Below are 17,690 nucleotides of genomic sequence, written 5' to 3' on the forward strand. Positions count from 1 at the left end.
AATCCAAGGAGTAAGAAAGCATTCTTGGATAAACGTTATAGTGGTTTCTTATTAGGAATCCCAGCACGACGTGGGTACTTGTTTGGGGTTTCTTTTTTCTTATCGACAATAGTAATATTACGACCATCACCATTTGGCAGCTTGTAGTTTTCGTTGAGAGTAGGTTTAGCAAAAAGAACGTTCAAAGCATTTCTAGCATCGACTAGCTCTTGGTCAGCTGCGGCAGCCTTAAGTGCAATAAGTTGACCTCCGACCTTTAAGAAAGGAATAGTTAATTCTGAGAGAACTTGCATACGTGCAACGGCACGGGCAGTAACAATATCAAATTGAGCACGGAAGGTCTTATCTTGTCCAAAATCTTCAGCACGTCCGTGATAGAAGTGGACACCGCTAAGTTCAAGTTCATCAGACAAGAAGTTAAGGAAAGTGATGCGTTTATTAAGAGAATCAATGATTGTCACATCAAGATTAGGACAAAGAATTTTAATAGGGAGACTTGGAAATCCAGCTCCAGCACCGATATCCAGAAGTCGAATACTTTGATTTTTAATATGCCCTTGAAGAACAGGAGCCAAAGAATCATAGAAATGTTTGAGGAAAACCTCATCTTTGTCTGTAATTGCAGTAAGGTTAATTTTCTCATTCCATTCTACCAAAAGCTCAAAGTAGCGTTGGAATTGGTCTTTTTGTTTTTGGCTAAGATCGAACCCTAGTTCTTTCAAAGCCATGTAAAAATCTTCAGGTGTCATTTTACAATCCTTTTATCTAGTTTCAATGCCCCTATTTTACCATAATTAATCTCTTTCATCTAATGGGAAAGATTGTTTAAGATTAGGTAAGAACCAGTTTTTAATAAGCTACTAAAAACCTCCTAAGTTTAAAATTATGTAATATTAAAGCTGTTATTTTTTTTTAAAAATCTGATATAATGTTAATTAAGTCTAAAATCATAATTACTCGCTTTAATGAAAAGTGAATATAGGGGATTATGGTCTTATGGATTGAAAATAGATTCCTATGGGAAAATTTAATTTGAGGATTGAAAATGATTTATCTTTCAGAAGTTAGAAAGTCTCCAGAAGGGCTAGCCTTTAATGAAGCACCTTCTTTGTTGGAGTCAATTAAAGAACGCTATGACCAAGTTTTAAATCTTGAACACCTTCAAGCAAGTGGTCAAGTAGTCTATGATAATGGCTTATATCTCTTAGATTATCAACTTAGCTATGATATTACTTTGCCATCTAGTCGTTCACTTGAGCCTGCGACACTTGAGTTTAATTACCTAGTCTCGGAAACCTTTATAAAAGAGGCAGATGCTGCTCTTCAAAAGGAATTAGTCGAGGAAAATCTAGTTCTTATCTTGAATGACGATACTATTGACCTTAATGAGAGTATTTTAGATAATATTCTTCTTAATATTCCTTTGAGAGTGCTGACACCTGAAGAGGAATCAGGACAAATTTCGCTCTCAGGTAATGACTGGGAAGTCTTGTCAGAAGAGGATTTTGCAGCTCTTAAACAAGAGAAGGAAGAGGCAAGTAATCCTTTTGCTCGATTGAATGGACTATTTGATGACAATTAATTCAAAAACAAACTAAAAATGTTTGACAATTTTAAAAATCTGTATTATTCTGTCATTATAAGCTAATTTTCGGATGTATTCATTGGCTAAACCTAAATACTTTTTGAGGAAATGGAAGCCAAAAAATTTTTTATAAAAGAGGGTAAATACTTATTATGAGCAAACGCATTTTGATTGTTGAAGATGAGAGAAACCTTGCTCGTTTTGTCTCTCTTGAACTTCAACACGAAGGATACGACGTTGTGACAGCGGACAACGGACGCGAAGGACTTGAAATGGCACTTGAGAAAGATTTCGATCTTATTCTCTTGGACCTTATGTTGCCTGAGATGGACGGTTTCGAAGTGACACGTCGTCTCCAACAAGAAAAAGATACTTATATTATGATGATGACAGCTCGCGACTCAATCATGGATATTGTTGCTGGTTTGGATCGTGGAGCTGATGACTATATTATAAAACCATTTGCGATTGAAGAACTGTTGGCACGTATTCGTGCAACCTTCCGTCGCCAAGATATTGAAGCTACTAAGAAGGCACCAGCTAAAGCGTCAACCTATCGCGATTTAAAATTGGATGTTCAAAACCGTGCAGTTGTTCGCGGTGATGAGGTAATTCCATTGACAAAACGTGAGTTTGATTTGTTGAACACACTTTTAAATAATATGAACCAAGTAATGACCCGTGAGGAACTCTTGCTTCAAGTCTGGAAATATGATGATGTAATTGAAACAAACGTTGTAGATGTTTATATTCGTTACTTACGTGGGAAAATCGACATTCCAGGTAAGGAATCATACATTCAAACAGTACGAGGGATGGGTTACGTTATCCGTGAAAAATGAGTAAATTATTTGGTAAAGTAACCATTAGAAAAAAGTTGACCATGACAATTGCTGTGGTCTTCTTTCTTGTATTGTCGATGTTCACTCTGGTTGTTGTATTTTAAGCCAATACGCTTCTTTTGCAACGTGAACGTCAAAATGTAAATAATACAATCTCAAAAGTTGTTACTTATATCGAAAAGGACTGGGACTCTGATGAAGAGTTGAGTCCAGAACCGCTTTTAGCGGCCCTCTATTCACCGAAAAATATCTATTCATCAATCATTAATGGAGTGCTTTCTGAAAAGCGTTCCTTAGATGGTCAAGTTGCGGTTTCTAATAAATTATATTCTAACCAGTCTGTCTATGTTTATGACAAAAAGGGAACTTTTATCTTTACTTCTGAGGAGGATACAGACTCACCTCCAGGCATGTCTGAGGTCAATAAACTGAAGTTGGTTTCCTATAAAGGTAAACGTGGTTTCTTACTACAAGTTCCAATCTATGGCAAGGATAAGAATACCATTGTTGGGTATGCTCAAGTTTTCCATGATTTGGAATTCTACTATGCGTTAAAAGAGCGTCTAATTTTCCTATTGATATTCCTTGAAGTAGGAATGACGGTCTTAGTTATTGCAGTAACTATAGTTGTTTTGACATCTATTCTTCGTCCGATGAGGCAGTTACACGAAACGATGGGTATTATTATCGATTCGCCAAGTGATTTGGAGCTTCGATCTAAGATTGGGAGTCATGATGAGATTGGTGCTTTGGCGCTTAACTTTAACTGTATGATGGATAAAATTCAAGAAAATAATCAGATGCAGATGCGTTTCTTGAGTGACGTCAGTCACGAATTACGTACTCCTATTGCAGTTATTAAGGGACATATGGACCTCTTGCAACGTTGGGGTAAAAATGATCCTGAAATCCTTGAAGAAAGTCTTGAAGCTGCAAGTCACGAAGCCAACCGTATGACGATTATGATTAACGATATGTTGGATTCTATTCGTGTTAAAGGGTCATTTGACAATCATAGAAATGATACATGTGATTTGAATTCTTCAATCCGTACGGTTATTGGGAATTTCCGTGTCCTACATGACGACTACCAATTCTACCTCAATGATTCTGAGAGTTTAGATCGTCCAGCACAGATTTACAGCCAGCACTTTGAACAGGTTATTACTATTTTGATTGATAATGCGGTCAAGTATTCGCCTGTTAATAAGGAAATCCAGATTACTATCAAGGCTCTGGAAGATGAGATGCTGGTACAGGTACAGGATAATGGTGAGGGTATCTCTAAAGAAGATATTGAACATATCTTTGAACGCTTCTATCGTTCAGATAAGGCGCGTAATCGTACGACAACCCAATCTGGTGTGGGTATTGGTTTATCAATCCTCTATCAAATTGTGGAAGCTTATCGATGCCATATCGATGTCAGTTCAGAACTTGGTGTGGGTACACGTTTTGACCTCTACATTCCTTTTGCAGACTCAGAAACTACGACACCTCAACTTGAAGGTTAAGTCAATTTACAAGAGATTTATACTAACGCTCAATCATGAGCACGTCTCCTTAAGGGCGTGCTTTTTATGTGTTTTTATGGTAAAATAGAGTACTGAATTTCGAAGATTGGTGGTGAAGTGCATGCGTTGTCCAAAATGTCAACATAATAAATCTAATGTTATCGATAGCCGTCAGGCAGAGGATGGAAATACTATTCGTCGTCGTCGAGAGTGTGATGCTTGTCATACCCGTTTTACTACATTTGAGCGTGTGGAAGAAGTTCCACTTTTAGTTGTCAAAAAAGACGGTACTCGTGAACAATTCTCTCGCGATAAGATTTTCAACGGTATCTTGATGAGTGCTCAGAAGCGTCCAGTTTCAAGTGAGGATATTGAAAATGCCATCACCCGTATAGAGCAAAACATTCGCCGTAACCATGATGGAGAGGTTGATAGTGAGATCATTGGGAATTTAGTCATGAAAGAACTAGCAGATCTTGATGAAATTACCTATGTCCGTTTTGCTAGTGTCTACCGTTCTTTCAAAGATGTTGATGAGATTGAAGAATTGCTTCAAGAAATCACCAAGACTGTCCGTGCGAAAAAAGAGTCTAAAAAATGAGACCTATTGAAGAATTTGTCTATGTTGGCAATCAGGTTATCGTTCCCGATCAGGCAAGTTTGATGCGTTGTTATTATCCCATTATTGGGGGTGAGGGATACGCACTCTATCAGTATTTTATGGCTTTCTATGATAATGGTAATCATCGTCATAAATTTGCTACTATTCTGAATCATCTTAACTTTGGTATGCAGCCTCTTCAGGAATCCCTGGCGGTCCTGACAGCGGTAGACTTGTTGGCTTTCTATAATTCTCCTCAGGGAATTTATGTTGTGGAGCTTAAGTCTCCCCTATCTATCGAGCAGTTTCTAAAACATGCGGTTTATAGTTCACTTCTAGAGCAAAAAATTGGTGAGCCAGCAGTGGATGCTTTAAAACCGAAGAGTTTACATGGTTTACAAGACTTATCTAAACGTTTTTCGGATGTTTTTACTGATGAGCGTTTGGCTCAAAAGTCTGTTTCTGAAATTAAGCCTAAAAATTCATTTGATTTAATCAGTTTCAGGAATCGTATGCAGGCTGATGGACTTGTATTTACAGATGAAAAGACAGATGTTCCAGAAATTTATAAATTGTCTGAAACCTATGACATGAATTGGTATGATACCTATCTCTTGTCAAAAAAGACAGCCGTGAACCACCAGATTATTGTTAAGCGTATGAAAGTGCAATTAGAGCAAGATCAAGCTCAAAAATTGGGTGGTGATTCTGCATTGACGGAGACAGAGAAAAAGATTCTTAAAGCTGTTAAATCTGGAAAACCTGTTGATTACTTACAGAGTGCTAAGGGTCCAGGCGGGACTGTGACTAATTCTGAGAAAAAAATTCTCACAGACTTGGCACAAAGAGGCTTTATGGATGAGGTCATTAATCTCATGGTTGCCTACAGTTTGGGACGGACACGTTCAACAAATGTGCATCGAGAGTATATCTCTAAACTTGCCAACGATTTTGCCTTTAAGAAGATTGTTACTGCTGAACAAGGGCTTTTGGCTTTGCGTAGTGGTTACGACAAAAAATCACAGCGGGCAAAAGATGATTCTAAGAAGAAAACAAATGTACCTAGCTGGAGTGATCCTGATTACGATAATCAAACCAGTCAGGCCGACCAAGCCAAGTTAGACGAAATTAGACACCGTGCTTTGGCTAAACTAGAAAAAGGAAAGGAGTAGCCTATGGAAAGAGTTGGACAAACCTTGAACCGAACAGGACATCATGGGTCTGGTAATGCAACAGATCTGACCAAGCAAATCTTGGCGGATCCAAGAGTGGCTGGCTTTATTCAAGAACATGGCTTAAGCCAGGACGAAATCAAGCGTAGTCTTTCAAAGTTTAATCAATTCTTGGTGGAATGCCGTAAGGTCAAAGAAGGTGATGCCAGCTACATTGCCAAAGGGTATGAGCCGATTCTGACCATGAATGAAGGCTACGCTGACGTAACCTATAAGGAAACGCGTCAGCTTAAGGAGCAACAAGAACAACAGGCTATTTCTAAGCGGATTAACTTGGTGAGTTTGCCTCAGTCCTATCGCAAGATTACCTTTGCTGATATTGCACTAGATGATGTAGCTCGTGTTGATACCTTTGAGACACTTGTTGATTTTGTAGCTAATTACCCTAGTCCAGACCAGAAAGGCCTCTATATCTACGGAGATATGGGGGTTGGGAAATCATTCATGTTGGCTGCTATGGCCCATGAACTTTCAGAGACCAAGAAGGTTGCTACGACCATTATTCATTATCCATCTTTTACTATCGATGTTAAAAATGGGATCAAGGACGGCTCTGTGAAGGAACAAATTGATGCTGTCAAAGAAGCAGAAGTTCTAGTTTTAGATGATATTGGTGCAGAGCAATTCTCTTCTTGGATTAGGGACGATGTTTTGCAAGTCATTCTCCAGTATCGCATGATTGAGGAGCTGCCGACCTTCTTCACATCCAACTATAGTTTTGCAGACTTAGAAGCTAAGCTATCAAATGGACGTCAGGGAGACGAGACTTGGCAGGCCAAACGTGTGATGGAACGTATTCGTTTTCTAGCTAAAGAGGTTCACTTGAAAGGTGTTAATCGCCGTTAAGGTGATTCTAATAATGATAAAGAACAAGCGTGTTTGCTTTCCTTGGTGGAAGTTAGATTGCTAAATGAAGAAAGGAATCCCTAATTTAATCAGGGACTTAAATATATGACATTACCTACAGTTGCTATCGTGGGTCGCCCAAATGTTGGGAAGTCGACCCTATTTAACCGAATTGCGGGTGAACGTATCTCTATCGTCGAAGACGTTGAAGGGGTAACACGTGACCGTATTTATACCTCTGCTGAGTGGCTTAATCGTCAGTTTAGCTTGATTGATACAGGTGGTATCGATGATATCGATGCCCCATTCATGGAACAGATTAAGCACCAAGCTGGCATTGCCATGGCTGAAGCAGATGTTATTGTCTTTGTCGTTTCAGGTAAGGAAGGTGTGACAGATGCGGATGAGTACGTTGCCCGTATTCTCTATAAGACCAACAAGCCAGTTATCTTGGCGGTAAATAAAGTGGATAATCCTGAAATGCGTGCAGATATTTATGATTTCTATTCTCTTGGGCTTGGTGATCCATATCCAGTTTCATCTGTTCATGGTATTGGTACGGGGGACGTTCTCGATGCTATCGTTGAAAATCTTCCAACAGAAGTCGAAGAAGAAAATCCAGATATCATCCGTTTTAGTTTGATTGGGCGTCCAAACGTCGGAAAATCAAGTTTGATTAACGCCATTTTAGGCGAGGACCGAGTGATTACGAGTCCTATTGCTGGTACGACTCGTGATGCTATTGACACAAACTTTGTGGACAGTGAAGGTCAAGAGTATACTATGATTGACACCGCTGGTATGCGTAAATCTGGTAAGATATATGAAAATACAGAAAAATACTCTGTTATGCGTTCTATGCGTGCCATTGGTCGTTCTGATGTTGTCCTTATGGTTATCAATGCCGAAGAAGGTATCCGTGAGTATGACAAGCGTATTGCTGGTTTTGCCCATGAAGCTGGTAAAGGGATTATCATCGTAGTTAACAAATGGGATACGATAAAGAAGGACAACCACACCGTTGCCAACTGGGAAGCGGATATCCGTGATCAGTTCCAATTCTTGAGCTATGCCCCAATTATCTTTGTATCGGCTGAGACGAAACAACGTCTTAACAAGTTACCAGAGATGATCAAACGCATCAGTGAGAGTCAAAACCGTCGTATTTCATCGGCTGTCTTGAATGATGTTATCATGGATGCCATCGCCATCAACCCAACACCAACTGACAAAGGGAAACGCCTTAAGATTTTCTACGGGACGCAAGTTTCGGTTAAACCACCAACATTTGTTATCTTTGTCAATGAAGAAGAGCTTATGCACTTCTCATATATGCGTTTCTTGGAAAATCAAATTCGTCAGGCCTTTGGTTTTGAGGGAACACCAATCCACTTAATTGCTCGTAAACGTAAATAAAAAAGAGACCAACCAGAATAGAATCTTTACGGGTTGGTCTTTTAGTATTGTAAGGAGAAAACGATGTTAGAAAATGTTCAAACTTATTTATCCAAACAAGGAGTTAAGTATATCAAACCTGAAAAGGCGGAGCCACATCAGGTTTGATATGGAAGCTCTCAACACTTTGGGACAAGCTGCTCGTAAGGAAATACAGTTCTTATCAAAAGTTCTAGAGGAGCGTCTAGACCCCATGAAAATGGATCGTGTCAGCAATTGGGCTAATCGAGCACAAGTATGCCGTCCACATTTATGGTGCTATTACAGAGCTCCTGAGGATCAGTTTAGATGATGTTGCTATGGTGATTCGACTATACGGTCAAGCTGAAGATTGGGGAATATCAGTTGAAGTGAGTTTTGTCGAACGGAAAAAATCTGATACTACTCTAGCGAAGCAATATAAGGTCCTAGACTTACCGATTACTTTTCCACTTTACTATCTTGCTCAAGAAGATGGTGTCAGTCATCGTGTGGAAGGGACTTGAAGCGAATCGTCAGATGCTTAAAGAAGCAGTCAAAGCTGGTCGTGTTTGAAAGGTCTTGGTTAAATATGATGTCCCTGTGATGGATAGCTTGACTAGGGATGACTTACTAGATCAACTAATGTTAGGCTTTCAACTGATAACTCCTTATTATGATAGTTGTCAGGATGCAAATAAGTTGTTGGAAGATTGGTGTAAAAGAGGAGAGTAAAAATGCAAGGATTATTAATGATTGATGTGCAAAGGGCCTTTGATAATAGTTCATGGGGAGAACGTAATAACCCTTAGCTTGAATTGAATTCCCAAAGATTACTTAATTTTTTAGAGAAAGGGGATGGCCAGTACTTCATGTTCAACATGTATCCACGAATACTCAATCACATTTTCACGAATCTCAAGGTCAAGATTTTAAAGATGGCTTTCAACCATACCCAAGTGAACCTGTTTTCCAAAAGATAGTTAATAGTGCTTTCATTGGGACGAATTTAGAGAGCTATTTAAGAGATAAAAGAATTGATAAGTTAGTTATTGCAGGCTTACCCTTGCCACACTGTGTATCTACCACAACTCGCATGGCGGCTAATTTAGGGTTTAAGACGTCACTTATCTTATTTCAGATGCAACGTCCAGTTTTGTCCTACCCAATTTAAAAGTTGGTTGAAGGTTTGACCTTACTTTCTCAATTCATATATTTGAACTTTATCTTCATAACTTAATTTCATAATAAAAACACCCCAAAAGTTAGATTTTTTCTGTCTAACTTTTGGGGTGCAGTTCATACGGTTCATTACTTTTTTAGGTATCCCAGAAAAATTTTATTACATTTCCATTTTTTTCAAAGAATTTATGCTTGTGGTAAAATCTTTGAAAAAGTTTGAAAGAATGAATTGTAAGTGCTGAAATATTACTGTTCGAAAGAATAAAAGGAAAAATTACTACCGTAAGATCTTCATCAACCGCAACTAAAAAAGGAAGTCTTTATAAAAGCACAACTTGTAAAATTAGGTATGATGAGCAAAACTGTAACAGTTGTTGCTGAAAAAACTTATTTTAACTATTTTAAAGATAAGCTGTTATATAAGATGACACCTTGATTAGTAAAAATGTAAATAATTAGCGGTGGCGGTCCATTTTGGAACTCCTAATAAGTATATTTATAGGAATTAAAATAAGAGGGGGAAATAATATATCAGTTAGGTTACTATGCATTCTTCTTTATGCTAATACTACCGATTATAGCTATAAAGAGTAAAAGTGGTGAGATAAAGAGATACTGTCAATAATTATGTGTAAACACTCAAGTAGAGTTGAAGAATGTTAATCAAATAAGCTTTCAAGTGTGTCAGCACATTGGCCAAACCCTTTATGGATGCGTTGATTTTGCTTGAAATTATAATCTTCAAACAGGGTAACTAAATAACGTCCCAGAGCCTCCTCGTTAGGAAAAAGAATCTTCTTTTTCGTTTGACGTTTGATCTCTTTGTTAAGAGACTCAATGAGGTTTGTCGAATAAATGCTATGCCAAATCTGGTAGGGAAACTGATAAAAAGTTAAAAGATTATCCGTATTCTCCAGACTTTCCATGACTTTCCTATACTTTGGTTTCCATTCGGAGATAAAGTTCTCTAAAGCTTGCACTGCCATTTCTAAATTTTCAGCACGATAAATCGTTTTAAATTGCTCCAGAATAACCGCTCTATCTGCTCGTTTCACTTTACTAGCTAGATTTCGACTAATATGAATTAAGCAACGTTGTTGTTTAGCTAATGGGTAAGCCTGATTGATAATCTCTTCAAGCCCCTTGAAGCCATCGGTCACTACAAGAGAAACCTGTTGGATTCCTTGGTTTTGAAGCTTGTCTAACAGGGTGGACCAAGAAGCATTGTTTTCATTTGGGGCGATTTCATATCCAAGAACAGCCTTCTGTCCTTCTGGTGTAATGCCAAGTGCGATATGAATACATTCTTTACTAACGGTTCCACGTCTTAATGGAAGATAGGTTCCGTCAAGAAATAAAACAGAGTAATTGGCTTCTAAGCTTCGCTCATGAAAAGTAGCGACATTCTCCTGAGTTGCTTTTGAGATATTAGAAATTGTGGCAGGACTATAGTGATGACCATACATTCGCTCGATGATATCACTAATTTCTCGAGTCGTTACACCGGTTTGATAGAGTTTGATAACCATCTCTTCCAAGTGGTCATCTCGACGTCCATAAGCGGGAAGCAAAGCTGGACTAAAGTTCCCATTACGATCTCTAGGAATACTCAACTGAACAGTCCCATATTTGGTTTCGAATTTCCGTGCATAGCTTCCGTTACGACTATTCCCAGAATTATAGCCTAATTTATCGTAAGGTTCATACCCTAAAAAGGCTGATAACTCTGCTTGAAGCAGATCATTCATAGCTGTTTCAAGAGAAGTACGGAAAAATTCATCAATATCTTGCTTTTGGGCTAGGAAGTTAAGTAGTTCTGTGGTAAACTGAGTCATAGGAATAAATCTCTTTCTAGTAATGTTTTGCAACTCTACTATAACGGATTTATTCCTTTTTGTGTTTACACAACTTATTTTACACTACCCTTCTATTTTCTAAATGATAATGATATGACCTGATATAATTAAGTTGTAACACCTGTGTATAGTTTGGTAAAATACATACATAATCCAAGGAGATGTTACAATGACAAACAATCGTTACGAGCCTGAGCTCAAACAAAAGGTTCTTCGCCTCTATCTGGAAGAGGGACGAACCAAGAAAAGCCTGACCGAAGAATATAATCTTGGACAAGGCACGCTGACATACTGGTTACAGCAATACCGCAAAGAATGCGATAACAGCCCAACAAAACGGGAAGAATCTGATTCATACGAAGTTGCAAAAAAGCTACGCAAAGAAATTGAAGAACTCAAAAAGGAAAATGATTTTTTAAAAAAAGCGGCAGCATTCTTTGCGAAGGAAATCGATTAGCTCAGTACCAGTTCATCCAGAAATATCAACAGACATTTGGGGTCAGATGGCTTCTTAGAAGAATGAACATCTGTCCAAATGCTTACTATAATTATCTTAAAAACAAAAAACATGCTTATCGTCAGGAAAAGGCAGAGATTCAACGTAAAATTGTTGAAATCTACCACCGCGAAAATGGAGTTCCTGGATACCGAATGATGAACGATTATCTTAAGGGTATCGGAAGCATTCGTTCAGATCTAACAATACATCATTTTATGAATGAATTGGGCTTACGTTCCATCACACGTCGAAAGAAACCAAACTATGTAAAAGGAACTGCCAATAAAATCTTTCCAAACCTTCTGAATAGGGAATTTGATGTAAAAGAACCCAATAAAATATGGTGTACTGATTTTACATATTTAACTCGTCCAGATGGAACAATGCGTTACAATTGCACGATTATAGACCTTTGCGGTCGTGAAGTGGTTGCATCATTAAACAGCAGTCATATCGATACTGAATTGGCAAAGGAAACCTTGAAAATCGCACTAGAACGTCGAAAACCAGCAAAAGGAATTATCCTGCATTCTGATCAAGGGCGTCAATTTACTGCAAAAGAATTCAATAAATTTTGTGATAAAAACTATGTCCAACAAAGTATGAGCAAAGCAGGCTGTCCATATGACAATGCCGTTATGGAAAGATTCTACAATACGCTCAAACACGAATTCTATTATCTCTACATGTTTGATTCAAATGACATTCTTGACCAAAAGCTCTATGAATTCGTTTATGGGAAATATAATCACGTAAGACCACATCGTGCAAACGGTGGACTTACACCTTATGCTGCACGATGTCGTGCAGCGTAAGAAATTTTATACACTAGTGTTACAAAAATGCTTGACTAGGTCAATACATAAGTAGTAAAACTATATAAGTTTATATTTGTTTTACTAGCGTTTTTATCAGATATAATAATCTGAAATGTAAAGGGTTATATCTCCAAAAATATACGAGGAACTTGACTAATCATATTAGAGTCAGGTTCTTTTTTGAATGAGAACTTTAAATTAGCACCCAAAGGTATCCCTTTTGTAATATCAGCACCACAAGGTTAACTTGGTCTCTCCTGAGCTAGAAAGTGGACGAAAAGTTCAGTTTACTACTGCATCATTGGTATAAAGTAAAATAAAAATGAGGTTGGAACAATTGTCTCAACCTCATTTATTTATTTTGGTGAAATCACTTTAGCACCACCCATGTAAGGACGAAGAACTTCAGGGATAGTTACTGAACCATCTTCGTTTTGGTAGTTTTCAAGGATAGCGGCTACTGTGCGTCCAACAGCAAGTCCTGAACCGTTGAGAGTGTGAAGAAGTTTTACTTTGTCATCAGCTTCGTCACGGTAACGGATTTGTGCACGACGAGCTTGGAAATCTTCTGTATTTGAACATGAGGAAATTTCGCGGTAAGTGTTTTGTGCTGGAATCCAAACTTCTAAGTCGTAAGTTTTCGCAGCTGAGAATCCCATGTCGCCAGTACACAAAGTGATGACACGGTATGGCAAGTTAAGTTTTTGAAGGATGTTTTCAGCATTAACTACCATTTTTTCCAATTCATCATAAGAGTCTTCAGGTTTTGAGAATTTGACCATTTCGACCTTGTGGAATTGGTGAAGACGAATCAAACCACGTGTGTCACGACCTGCTGAACCAGCTTCTGAACGGAATGAAGGGCTCATGGCTGTGAAGTAGATTGGCAATTCTTTACCGTCAAGGATCTCACCTCGGTAGTAGTTGGTCAAAGGAACTTCGGCTGTTGGGATAAGGACGTAGTCAGTGCCATCAAGTTCGAAAGTGTCTTCTTTGAATTTTGGATATTGACCAGTACCAAACATAGAGTCGTGGTTAACCATGTAAGGTGTGATCATTTCAGTGTAACCTTCTTTAGCGTGCTCATCCAACATGAAGTTGTAGATTGCACGTTCCAATCTTGCTCCTAGACCTTTGTAGAAAAGGAAACGAGAACCTGTAACTTTTGCACCACGTTCCCAGTCAAGAATACCAAGATCTTCCCCTAAATCCCAGTGAGCTTTAACTTCAAAATCAAAGTCACGAGGTGTTCCCCAACGACGAACTTCTACGTTTTCATCTTCGTCAGCACCTACTGGAACAGAATCATGTGGTGTGTTTGGAAGTGTCACAATGATAGCGTTAAGCTTTTCATCAATAGCAGCAAGTTCGGCATCAATTTCCTTAATCTCTGCAGAAACTTTTTGCATGGCTTCAATTTGTTCTGAAGCATCTTCTTTGTTACGCTTAGCTTGAGCAATATCATCTGAAGCGATATTACGTTGAGCTTTGAGTTCTTCAGATTTGATAAGAAGCTCACGGCGTTTAACATCAAGCTCTTTTAGTTCATTTAAAGTCTCAGCAACGACACCACGTGTAGCCAATTTTTCGGAAAGGGCATTAAAGTCGTTACGAATACGTTTTACATCTAACATAAGTTCCTCCAAAAAAATAAAACACCCATTAAAAGTGTTGGAGTGACATGGGCCACGGTTCCATCCAACTTCACAGGAGTGCACTTGTTTATGTTTTTAATTATTAGAAACGGTAGAATTTCGTAGGTCAACCCTACCTGCTCACAGCAACCGCAGGCTTTCTGGAAAGGTCTAGCTATTACTTATCCGTCCTTTACATTATACAAAAATTATGATTTTTTGGCAAATAAACCTTTGATACGAGCACCTATGGTTTGGATGAGAGTAGGTAGTTTAACAACTTTTTCATTGCCAAGATGTTCCCTAGCAATCTTTAGAATCTTCCCAGAATCTTTTGAGGCAAAGAGGAATTTGCTCTTGTCTGTTAGAATCTCAAAGTGACGACTAACCCTCTTTCCTGATACGTTTGCACCAATTTGAGTGATGCTGGTCCAAGGGATTTGAATATATTGCTCGACATTGACATCTGGGTAGAATTCAAGAGCCATATCTCCGATTAGAAATTTACCGACCTTTCCTCCGATAGCCATGTAGGAAACACCCGTTGTATGTAATTCAACTGTTTTGTTCAATGATTGTGCCATATCTATCTTTCTTTTTGATTGTAGTATTTTTATTATAACATAAGAAAAGAGTTCAGCTTTGCTAAACTCTTGCTCTTTTTACATGATTCCGAAGAAGCTTGCAACAATACCAACTATAAAGAGTCCGATGATGATTGTGATTGGTGAAACTTTCTTCTTGAGCAACCACATACATGCAAAAGTAAGGAGAAGTCCCGTCAAACCTGGAATTAATGAATCCAATTGTTTTTGTAGGGTATCAACTTGAATCTTATCAAAGCTAAGCTTATCGTTGACTACTTGACTAAGGATAGTTTTTAGTTGGTCACCAGTAACATATCCTTTTGGCCATTCAATATAAGCACCTTTAGGCAAAACTTTACCTGGAAGCTTTACAGTGAAGACGACAGATACCGAACGTTCAACGAGGACGGCCAAGATGAACATACTAAGTATTGATGCCCCTTTAGTAATATCTTTCAAGATACCACCAGACATGTCTTTAGTGATTTCTGAACCTGCTTTGTAACCAAGTTCTTGAGTGTACCACAAGAAGGCCATGCGGATAAGGTTCCAACCAATGAAGAAGATAAGTGGACCAGCAATGTTACCAGCTTGTGCCAATGATGCACCAAGGGCAGCAAGAATTGGACGAATTGTGAACCAGAAGACAGGGTCACCGATACCGGCAAGTGGACCCATCATACCGATTTTAACCCCTTGGATAGCCGCATCTTCGATTTCAGTACCATTAGCCTTTTCTTCTTCAAGAGCTAAGGTAACCCCCATGATAGGAGCAGCTACGTAAGGGTGAGTGTTGAAGAATTCCAAGTGACGTTTAAGAGCTGCGGCTTGGTCCTCTTTGTTAGTATAAAGTTTTTTGATAGCAGGAATGAGTGAGTAAGCCCAACCCAAGTTTTGCATACGTTCATAGTTCCATGAACCTTGCAAGAATTGTGAGCGCCACCAAACCTTTTTACGATCCGTTTGAGATAATTGAATTTTTTCAGCCATGAGAGCACCCCTTCCTAGTAGTCTTCCAAGATATCGCCGATTGGGTCGCCTGAACCAGATGAAGTTCCGCCACCATTTCCGCCACCTTGTTTAGAAAGGTTGAGGTAGATGAAGACGATGGCAACACCAATGGCACCAAGAGCGATAAGTGTCAATTGGCTAATTGCTGCCAAAGCAAAACCGATGGCGAAGAATGGCCAAACTTCACGAGTAGCCATCATATTGATAATCATGGCATAACCAACGGCTACGACCATACCATCACCGACGACCATACCATGGGTAAGCCAGTCAGGCATCAAGCCAAGGGCATGTTGAACAGATTGGGCTGGGATGGCAAGAAGAAGGGCTGCTGGCACAGCAATACGCAAACCTTGAAGAAGGAGAGCGAGGTAGTGTGCACGTTCAACACCAGCGATGTTTCCGTGTTCTGCAGCTTTATCTGCAGCATGAACAAAGGCAATAGATGCTGTACGAACAGGCATAGTTAGGAAGAGACCTGCAACTGCAAGCAGGATAGCTATTGCAATCGCAACACCGATACCTTCAGCTGTAAATTTACCACCTTTAACCAAAATGATGGCAGCGGCAACAGATGCAAGGGCAACGTCAGGAGCTACGGCAGCACCGATGTTTGCCCAAGCAAGGGTAATCATTTGAAGAGAACCACCAAGCATGATACCTGCAGTGAGGTTACCTGTGGCAGCACCGATGAGGGTACATGCAACAAGTGGTTGGTGGAATTGGAATTGGTCAAGGATACCTTCAAGACCAGCAAGGAAGGCAACAGCTACGACCAAAATCGCAGAAATAATTGACATATCTGACATGGTTATAATTCCTTTTCTATTGAGTTGTCGTTAGTTGAGTTTACCAACTAATTTATCCGAATGAAGATTATTGAATGTTAGCTTTCTTGATAAGTTCAAACAAGTCTTTCTTAGAATCGTTTGGAACCTTACGGACGTCAAATTCAACGCCAAGGTCACGTAATTTTTCAAAACAAGCAACATCATCTTTATCCATAGACAAAACGTTGTTAACCATTGTTTTACCAGTTGAGTGAGCCATAGAACCAACGTTAAGTACTTTTATTGGCACGCCACCTTCGACAGCACGAAGTACGTCTTGAACAGTTTCGAACAAGACAAGCGCATGTGTATTTCCAAAACGTGGGTCTTTAGAAGCATCAATTAATTTTTGAATCGGAACAACGTTTACTTTAATACCATTTGGTGCAGCCTGTTTGATCAATTCCTTACGAAGCTCATCTTTGGCAACGTTATCCGAAGCAACAATAATACGGTCTGCTTTAGAATAAGGTACCCAGCTAGTTACTACTTGACCGTGCAAGAGACGGGAGTCCAAACGTGCCAAGTTAATCTTGAGTTTACCATCTCCGATGACTGTTCCTTCAGGGATAGCTCCTTGAGGTGCTGCAGCTTCTACAGGAGCTGCAGTTGTTTCCTCAGCAGGATTTAGCTCCTCTGGAAGTGCCTTGATACCACCCTTAGCTTCCTTGATGATATTAGCAGCAACTTGCTCTACAGTAGCGTTAGCATCCATCATACGTTCAGTGTATGCTTGGATTAGCATTGGCAAGTTAAGTCCGGTGATGATAGCAATCTTGCGATCTGGATTTTCCTTAGCGATTCGACTAGCTTGGTTAAATGGTGAACCACTCCAAAGGTCAGCCAAAACAAGAATTTCATCATCAACATCGAATTGTGCAATGGCGTTGTTGAAGTGAGCGTACAAATCATCAGGACCTTCACTTGGCATGAAAGTCACAACTTGAACTTTCTCTTGGTCCCCAAAAATCATAGAGCCTGATTGGTGGATTCCTTCAGCGAACTTACCATGGCTGGCAATAATAATACCGATACCCATTCATGTTCTCCTCCTTATAAATTATTTTTTCTTAAGCTTAAAAAGACTATCTCCGATTTTTTTAAGACGCTAAAAAAGCGTCTTAAAATCTTTTTAAACATAAAAAATCAAGAACGATTATATTATAAAACGCTTTCAATAAAATGTCAATAGCTAGTGAAATAAAAAATCAAAATAAGTCATTTTCTACCAAAAAATGAA

At 39.0% G+C, this 17,690-nt stretch carries 14 protein-coding genes and 4 pseudogenes; 11 read left to right on the forward strand and 7 right to left on the reverse strand.

The features are described from left to right. Positions 1–35 precede the first annotated feature (35 nt). Positions 36–749 (reverse strand): 16S rRNA (guanine(527)-N(7))-methyltransferase RsmG, encoded by a 714-nt coding sequence (gene rsmG, locus NSQ85_RS07525; RefSeq protein ID WP_100284860.1) that lies wholly within the window; start codon positions 747–749, stop codon positions 36–38. Positions 750–1,045: 296 nt separating this feature from the next. Between rsmG and NSQ85_RS07530 the strand changes: the two genes are divergently transcribed. The 10 genes and pseudogenes from NSQ85_RS07530 to NSQ85_RS07575 form a co-directional block, all read left to right on the forward strand. Beyond that, positions 1,046–1,582, forward strand: coding sequence for a DUF177 domain-containing protein (locus NSQ85_RS07530; protein ID WP_179974237.1), 537 nt, complete (start codon positions 1,046–1,048; stop codon positions 1,580–1,582). Between the two features lie 155 nt (positions 1,583–1,737). Beyond that, positions 1,738–2,427, forward strand: coding sequence for a response regulator transcription factor (locus NSQ85_RS07535; RefSeq protein ID WP_179974238.1), 690 nt, complete (start codon positions 1,738–1,740; stop codon positions 2,425–2,427). Continuing rightward, positions 2,424–3,941: pseudogene (locus NSQ85_RS07540) on the forward strand (HAMP domain-containing sensor histidine kinase). Before NSQ85_RS07535 ends, NSQ85_RS07540 begins: the two are co-directional and overlap by 4 nt. A gap of 121 nt (positions 3,942–4,062) precedes the next feature. Further along, positions 4,063–4,542, forward strand: coding sequence for a transcriptional regulator NrdR (gene nrdR / locus NSQ85_RS07545; RefSeq protein WP_179972620.1), 480 nt, complete (start codon positions 4,063–4,065; stop codon positions 4,540–4,542). Further along, positions 4,539–5,714: a DnaD domain protein gene (locus NSQ85_RS07550; RefSeq protein WP_179972621.1), complete on the forward strand. Its 1,176-nt coding sequence runs from the start codon at positions 4,539–4,541 to the stop codon at positions 5,712–5,714. The genes nrdR and NSQ85_RS07550 overlap by 4 nt, the downstream gene beginning before the upstream one ends. Before the next feature lie 3 nt (positions 5,715–5,717). Continuing rightward, the gene (gene dnaI, locus NSQ85_RS07555; RefSeq protein ID WP_100284865.1) at positions 5,718–6,620 is read left to right on the forward strand and encodes a primosomal protein DnaI; all 903 of its coding nucleotides are present in this window, start codon (positions 5,718–5,720) and stop codon (positions 6,618–6,620) included. A 105-nt stretch (positions 6,621–6,725) separates the two neighbouring features. Further along, on the forward strand, positions 6,726–8,036 hold the full coding sequence (der, locus tag NSQ85_RS07560) for a ribosome biogenesis GTPase Der (protein ID WP_100284866.1): 1,311 nt from the start codon (positions 6,726–6,728) through the stop codon (positions 8,034–8,036). A gap of 63 nt (positions 8,037–8,099) precedes the next feature. Further along, a pseudogene (locus NSQ85_RS07565) lies at positions 8,100–8,768 on the forward strand (HI_0552 family protein). Positions 8,769–8,937: 169 nt separating this feature from the next. Continuing rightward, positions 8,938–9,207 (forward strand): annotated as a pseudogene (locus tag NSQ85_RS07570) (isochorismatase family protein); the annotation flags it as partial. Between the two features lie 269 nt (positions 9,208–9,476). Continuing rightward, positions 9,477–9,651 (forward strand): annotated as a pseudogene (locus tag NSQ85_RS07575) (HlyD family efflux transporter periplasmic adaptor subunit); the annotation flags it as partial. Between the two features lie 223 nt (positions 9,652–9,874). Here NSQ85_RS07575 and NSQ85_RS07580 read toward each other — a convergent pair. After that, positions 9,875–11,050: an IS256-like element IS1191 family transposase gene (locus tag NSQ85_RS07580; protein ID WP_179972202.1), complete on the reverse strand. Its 1,176-nt coding sequence runs from the start codon at positions 11,048–11,050 to the stop codon at positions 9,875–9,877. 190 nt (positions 11,051–11,240) lie between these two features. Between NSQ85_RS07580 and NSQ85_RS07585 the strand changes: the two genes are divergently transcribed. After that, positions 11,241–12,385, forward strand: a protein-coding gene (locus NSQ85_RS07585) for an IS3 family transposase (protein WP_179970608.1) whose coding sequence is annotated in 2 segments (ribosomal slippage) — positions 11,241–11,502 and positions 11,502–12,385 — 1,146 coding nt in all. Because the reading frame shifts where the segments join, the coding sequence is not laid out codon by codon here. Positions 12,386–12,744: 359 nt separating this feature from the next. On the opposite strand, the gene serS is transcribed toward NSQ85_RS07585, so the two are convergent. From serS to NSQ85_RS07610, 5 genes are all read right to left on the reverse strand, one after another. Continuing rightward, positions 12,745–14,022, reverse strand: coding sequence for a serine--tRNA ligase (gene serS, locus NSQ85_RS07590; RefSeq protein WP_179974239.1), 1,278 nt, complete (start codon positions 14,020–14,022; stop codon positions 12,745–12,747). Between the two features lie 209 nt (positions 14,023–14,231). Then, positions 14,232–14,606 (reverse strand): DUF956 family protein, encoded by a 375-nt coding sequence (locus NSQ85_RS07595; protein ID WP_002946516.1) that lies wholly within the window; start codon positions 14,604–14,606, stop codon positions 14,232–14,234. Between the two features lie 78 nt (positions 14,607–14,684). Continuing rightward, positions 14,685–15,599: a PTS system mannose/fructose/sorbose family transporter subunit IID gene (locus NSQ85_RS07600; protein ID WP_179974240.1), complete on the reverse strand. Its 915-nt coding sequence runs from the start codon at positions 15,597–15,599 to the stop codon at positions 14,685–14,687. A 14-nt stretch (positions 15,600–15,613) separates the two neighbouring features. Then, the gene (locus tag NSQ85_RS07605; protein WP_179974241.1) at positions 15,614–16,429 is read right to left on the reverse strand and encodes a PTS mannose/fructose/sorbose transporter subunit IIC; all 816 of its coding nucleotides are present in this window, start codon (positions 16,427–16,429) and stop codon (positions 15,614–15,616) included. A 67-nt stretch (positions 16,430–16,496) separates the two neighbouring features. After that, on the reverse strand, positions 16,497–17,489 hold the full coding sequence (locus NSQ85_RS07610) for a PTS sugar transporter subunit IIB (RefSeq protein ID WP_179974242.1): 993 nt from the start codon (positions 17,487–17,489) through the stop codon (positions 16,497–16,499). Between the last annotated feature and the right edge of the window lie 201 nt (positions 17,490–17,690).

Source organism: Streptococcus sp. FSL L8-0526, assembly GCF_038007145.1.
In the GTDB taxonomy this organism is placed as follows: domain Bacteria; phylum Bacillota; class Bacilli; order Lactobacillales; family Streptococcaceae; genus Streptococcus; species Streptococcus thermophilus.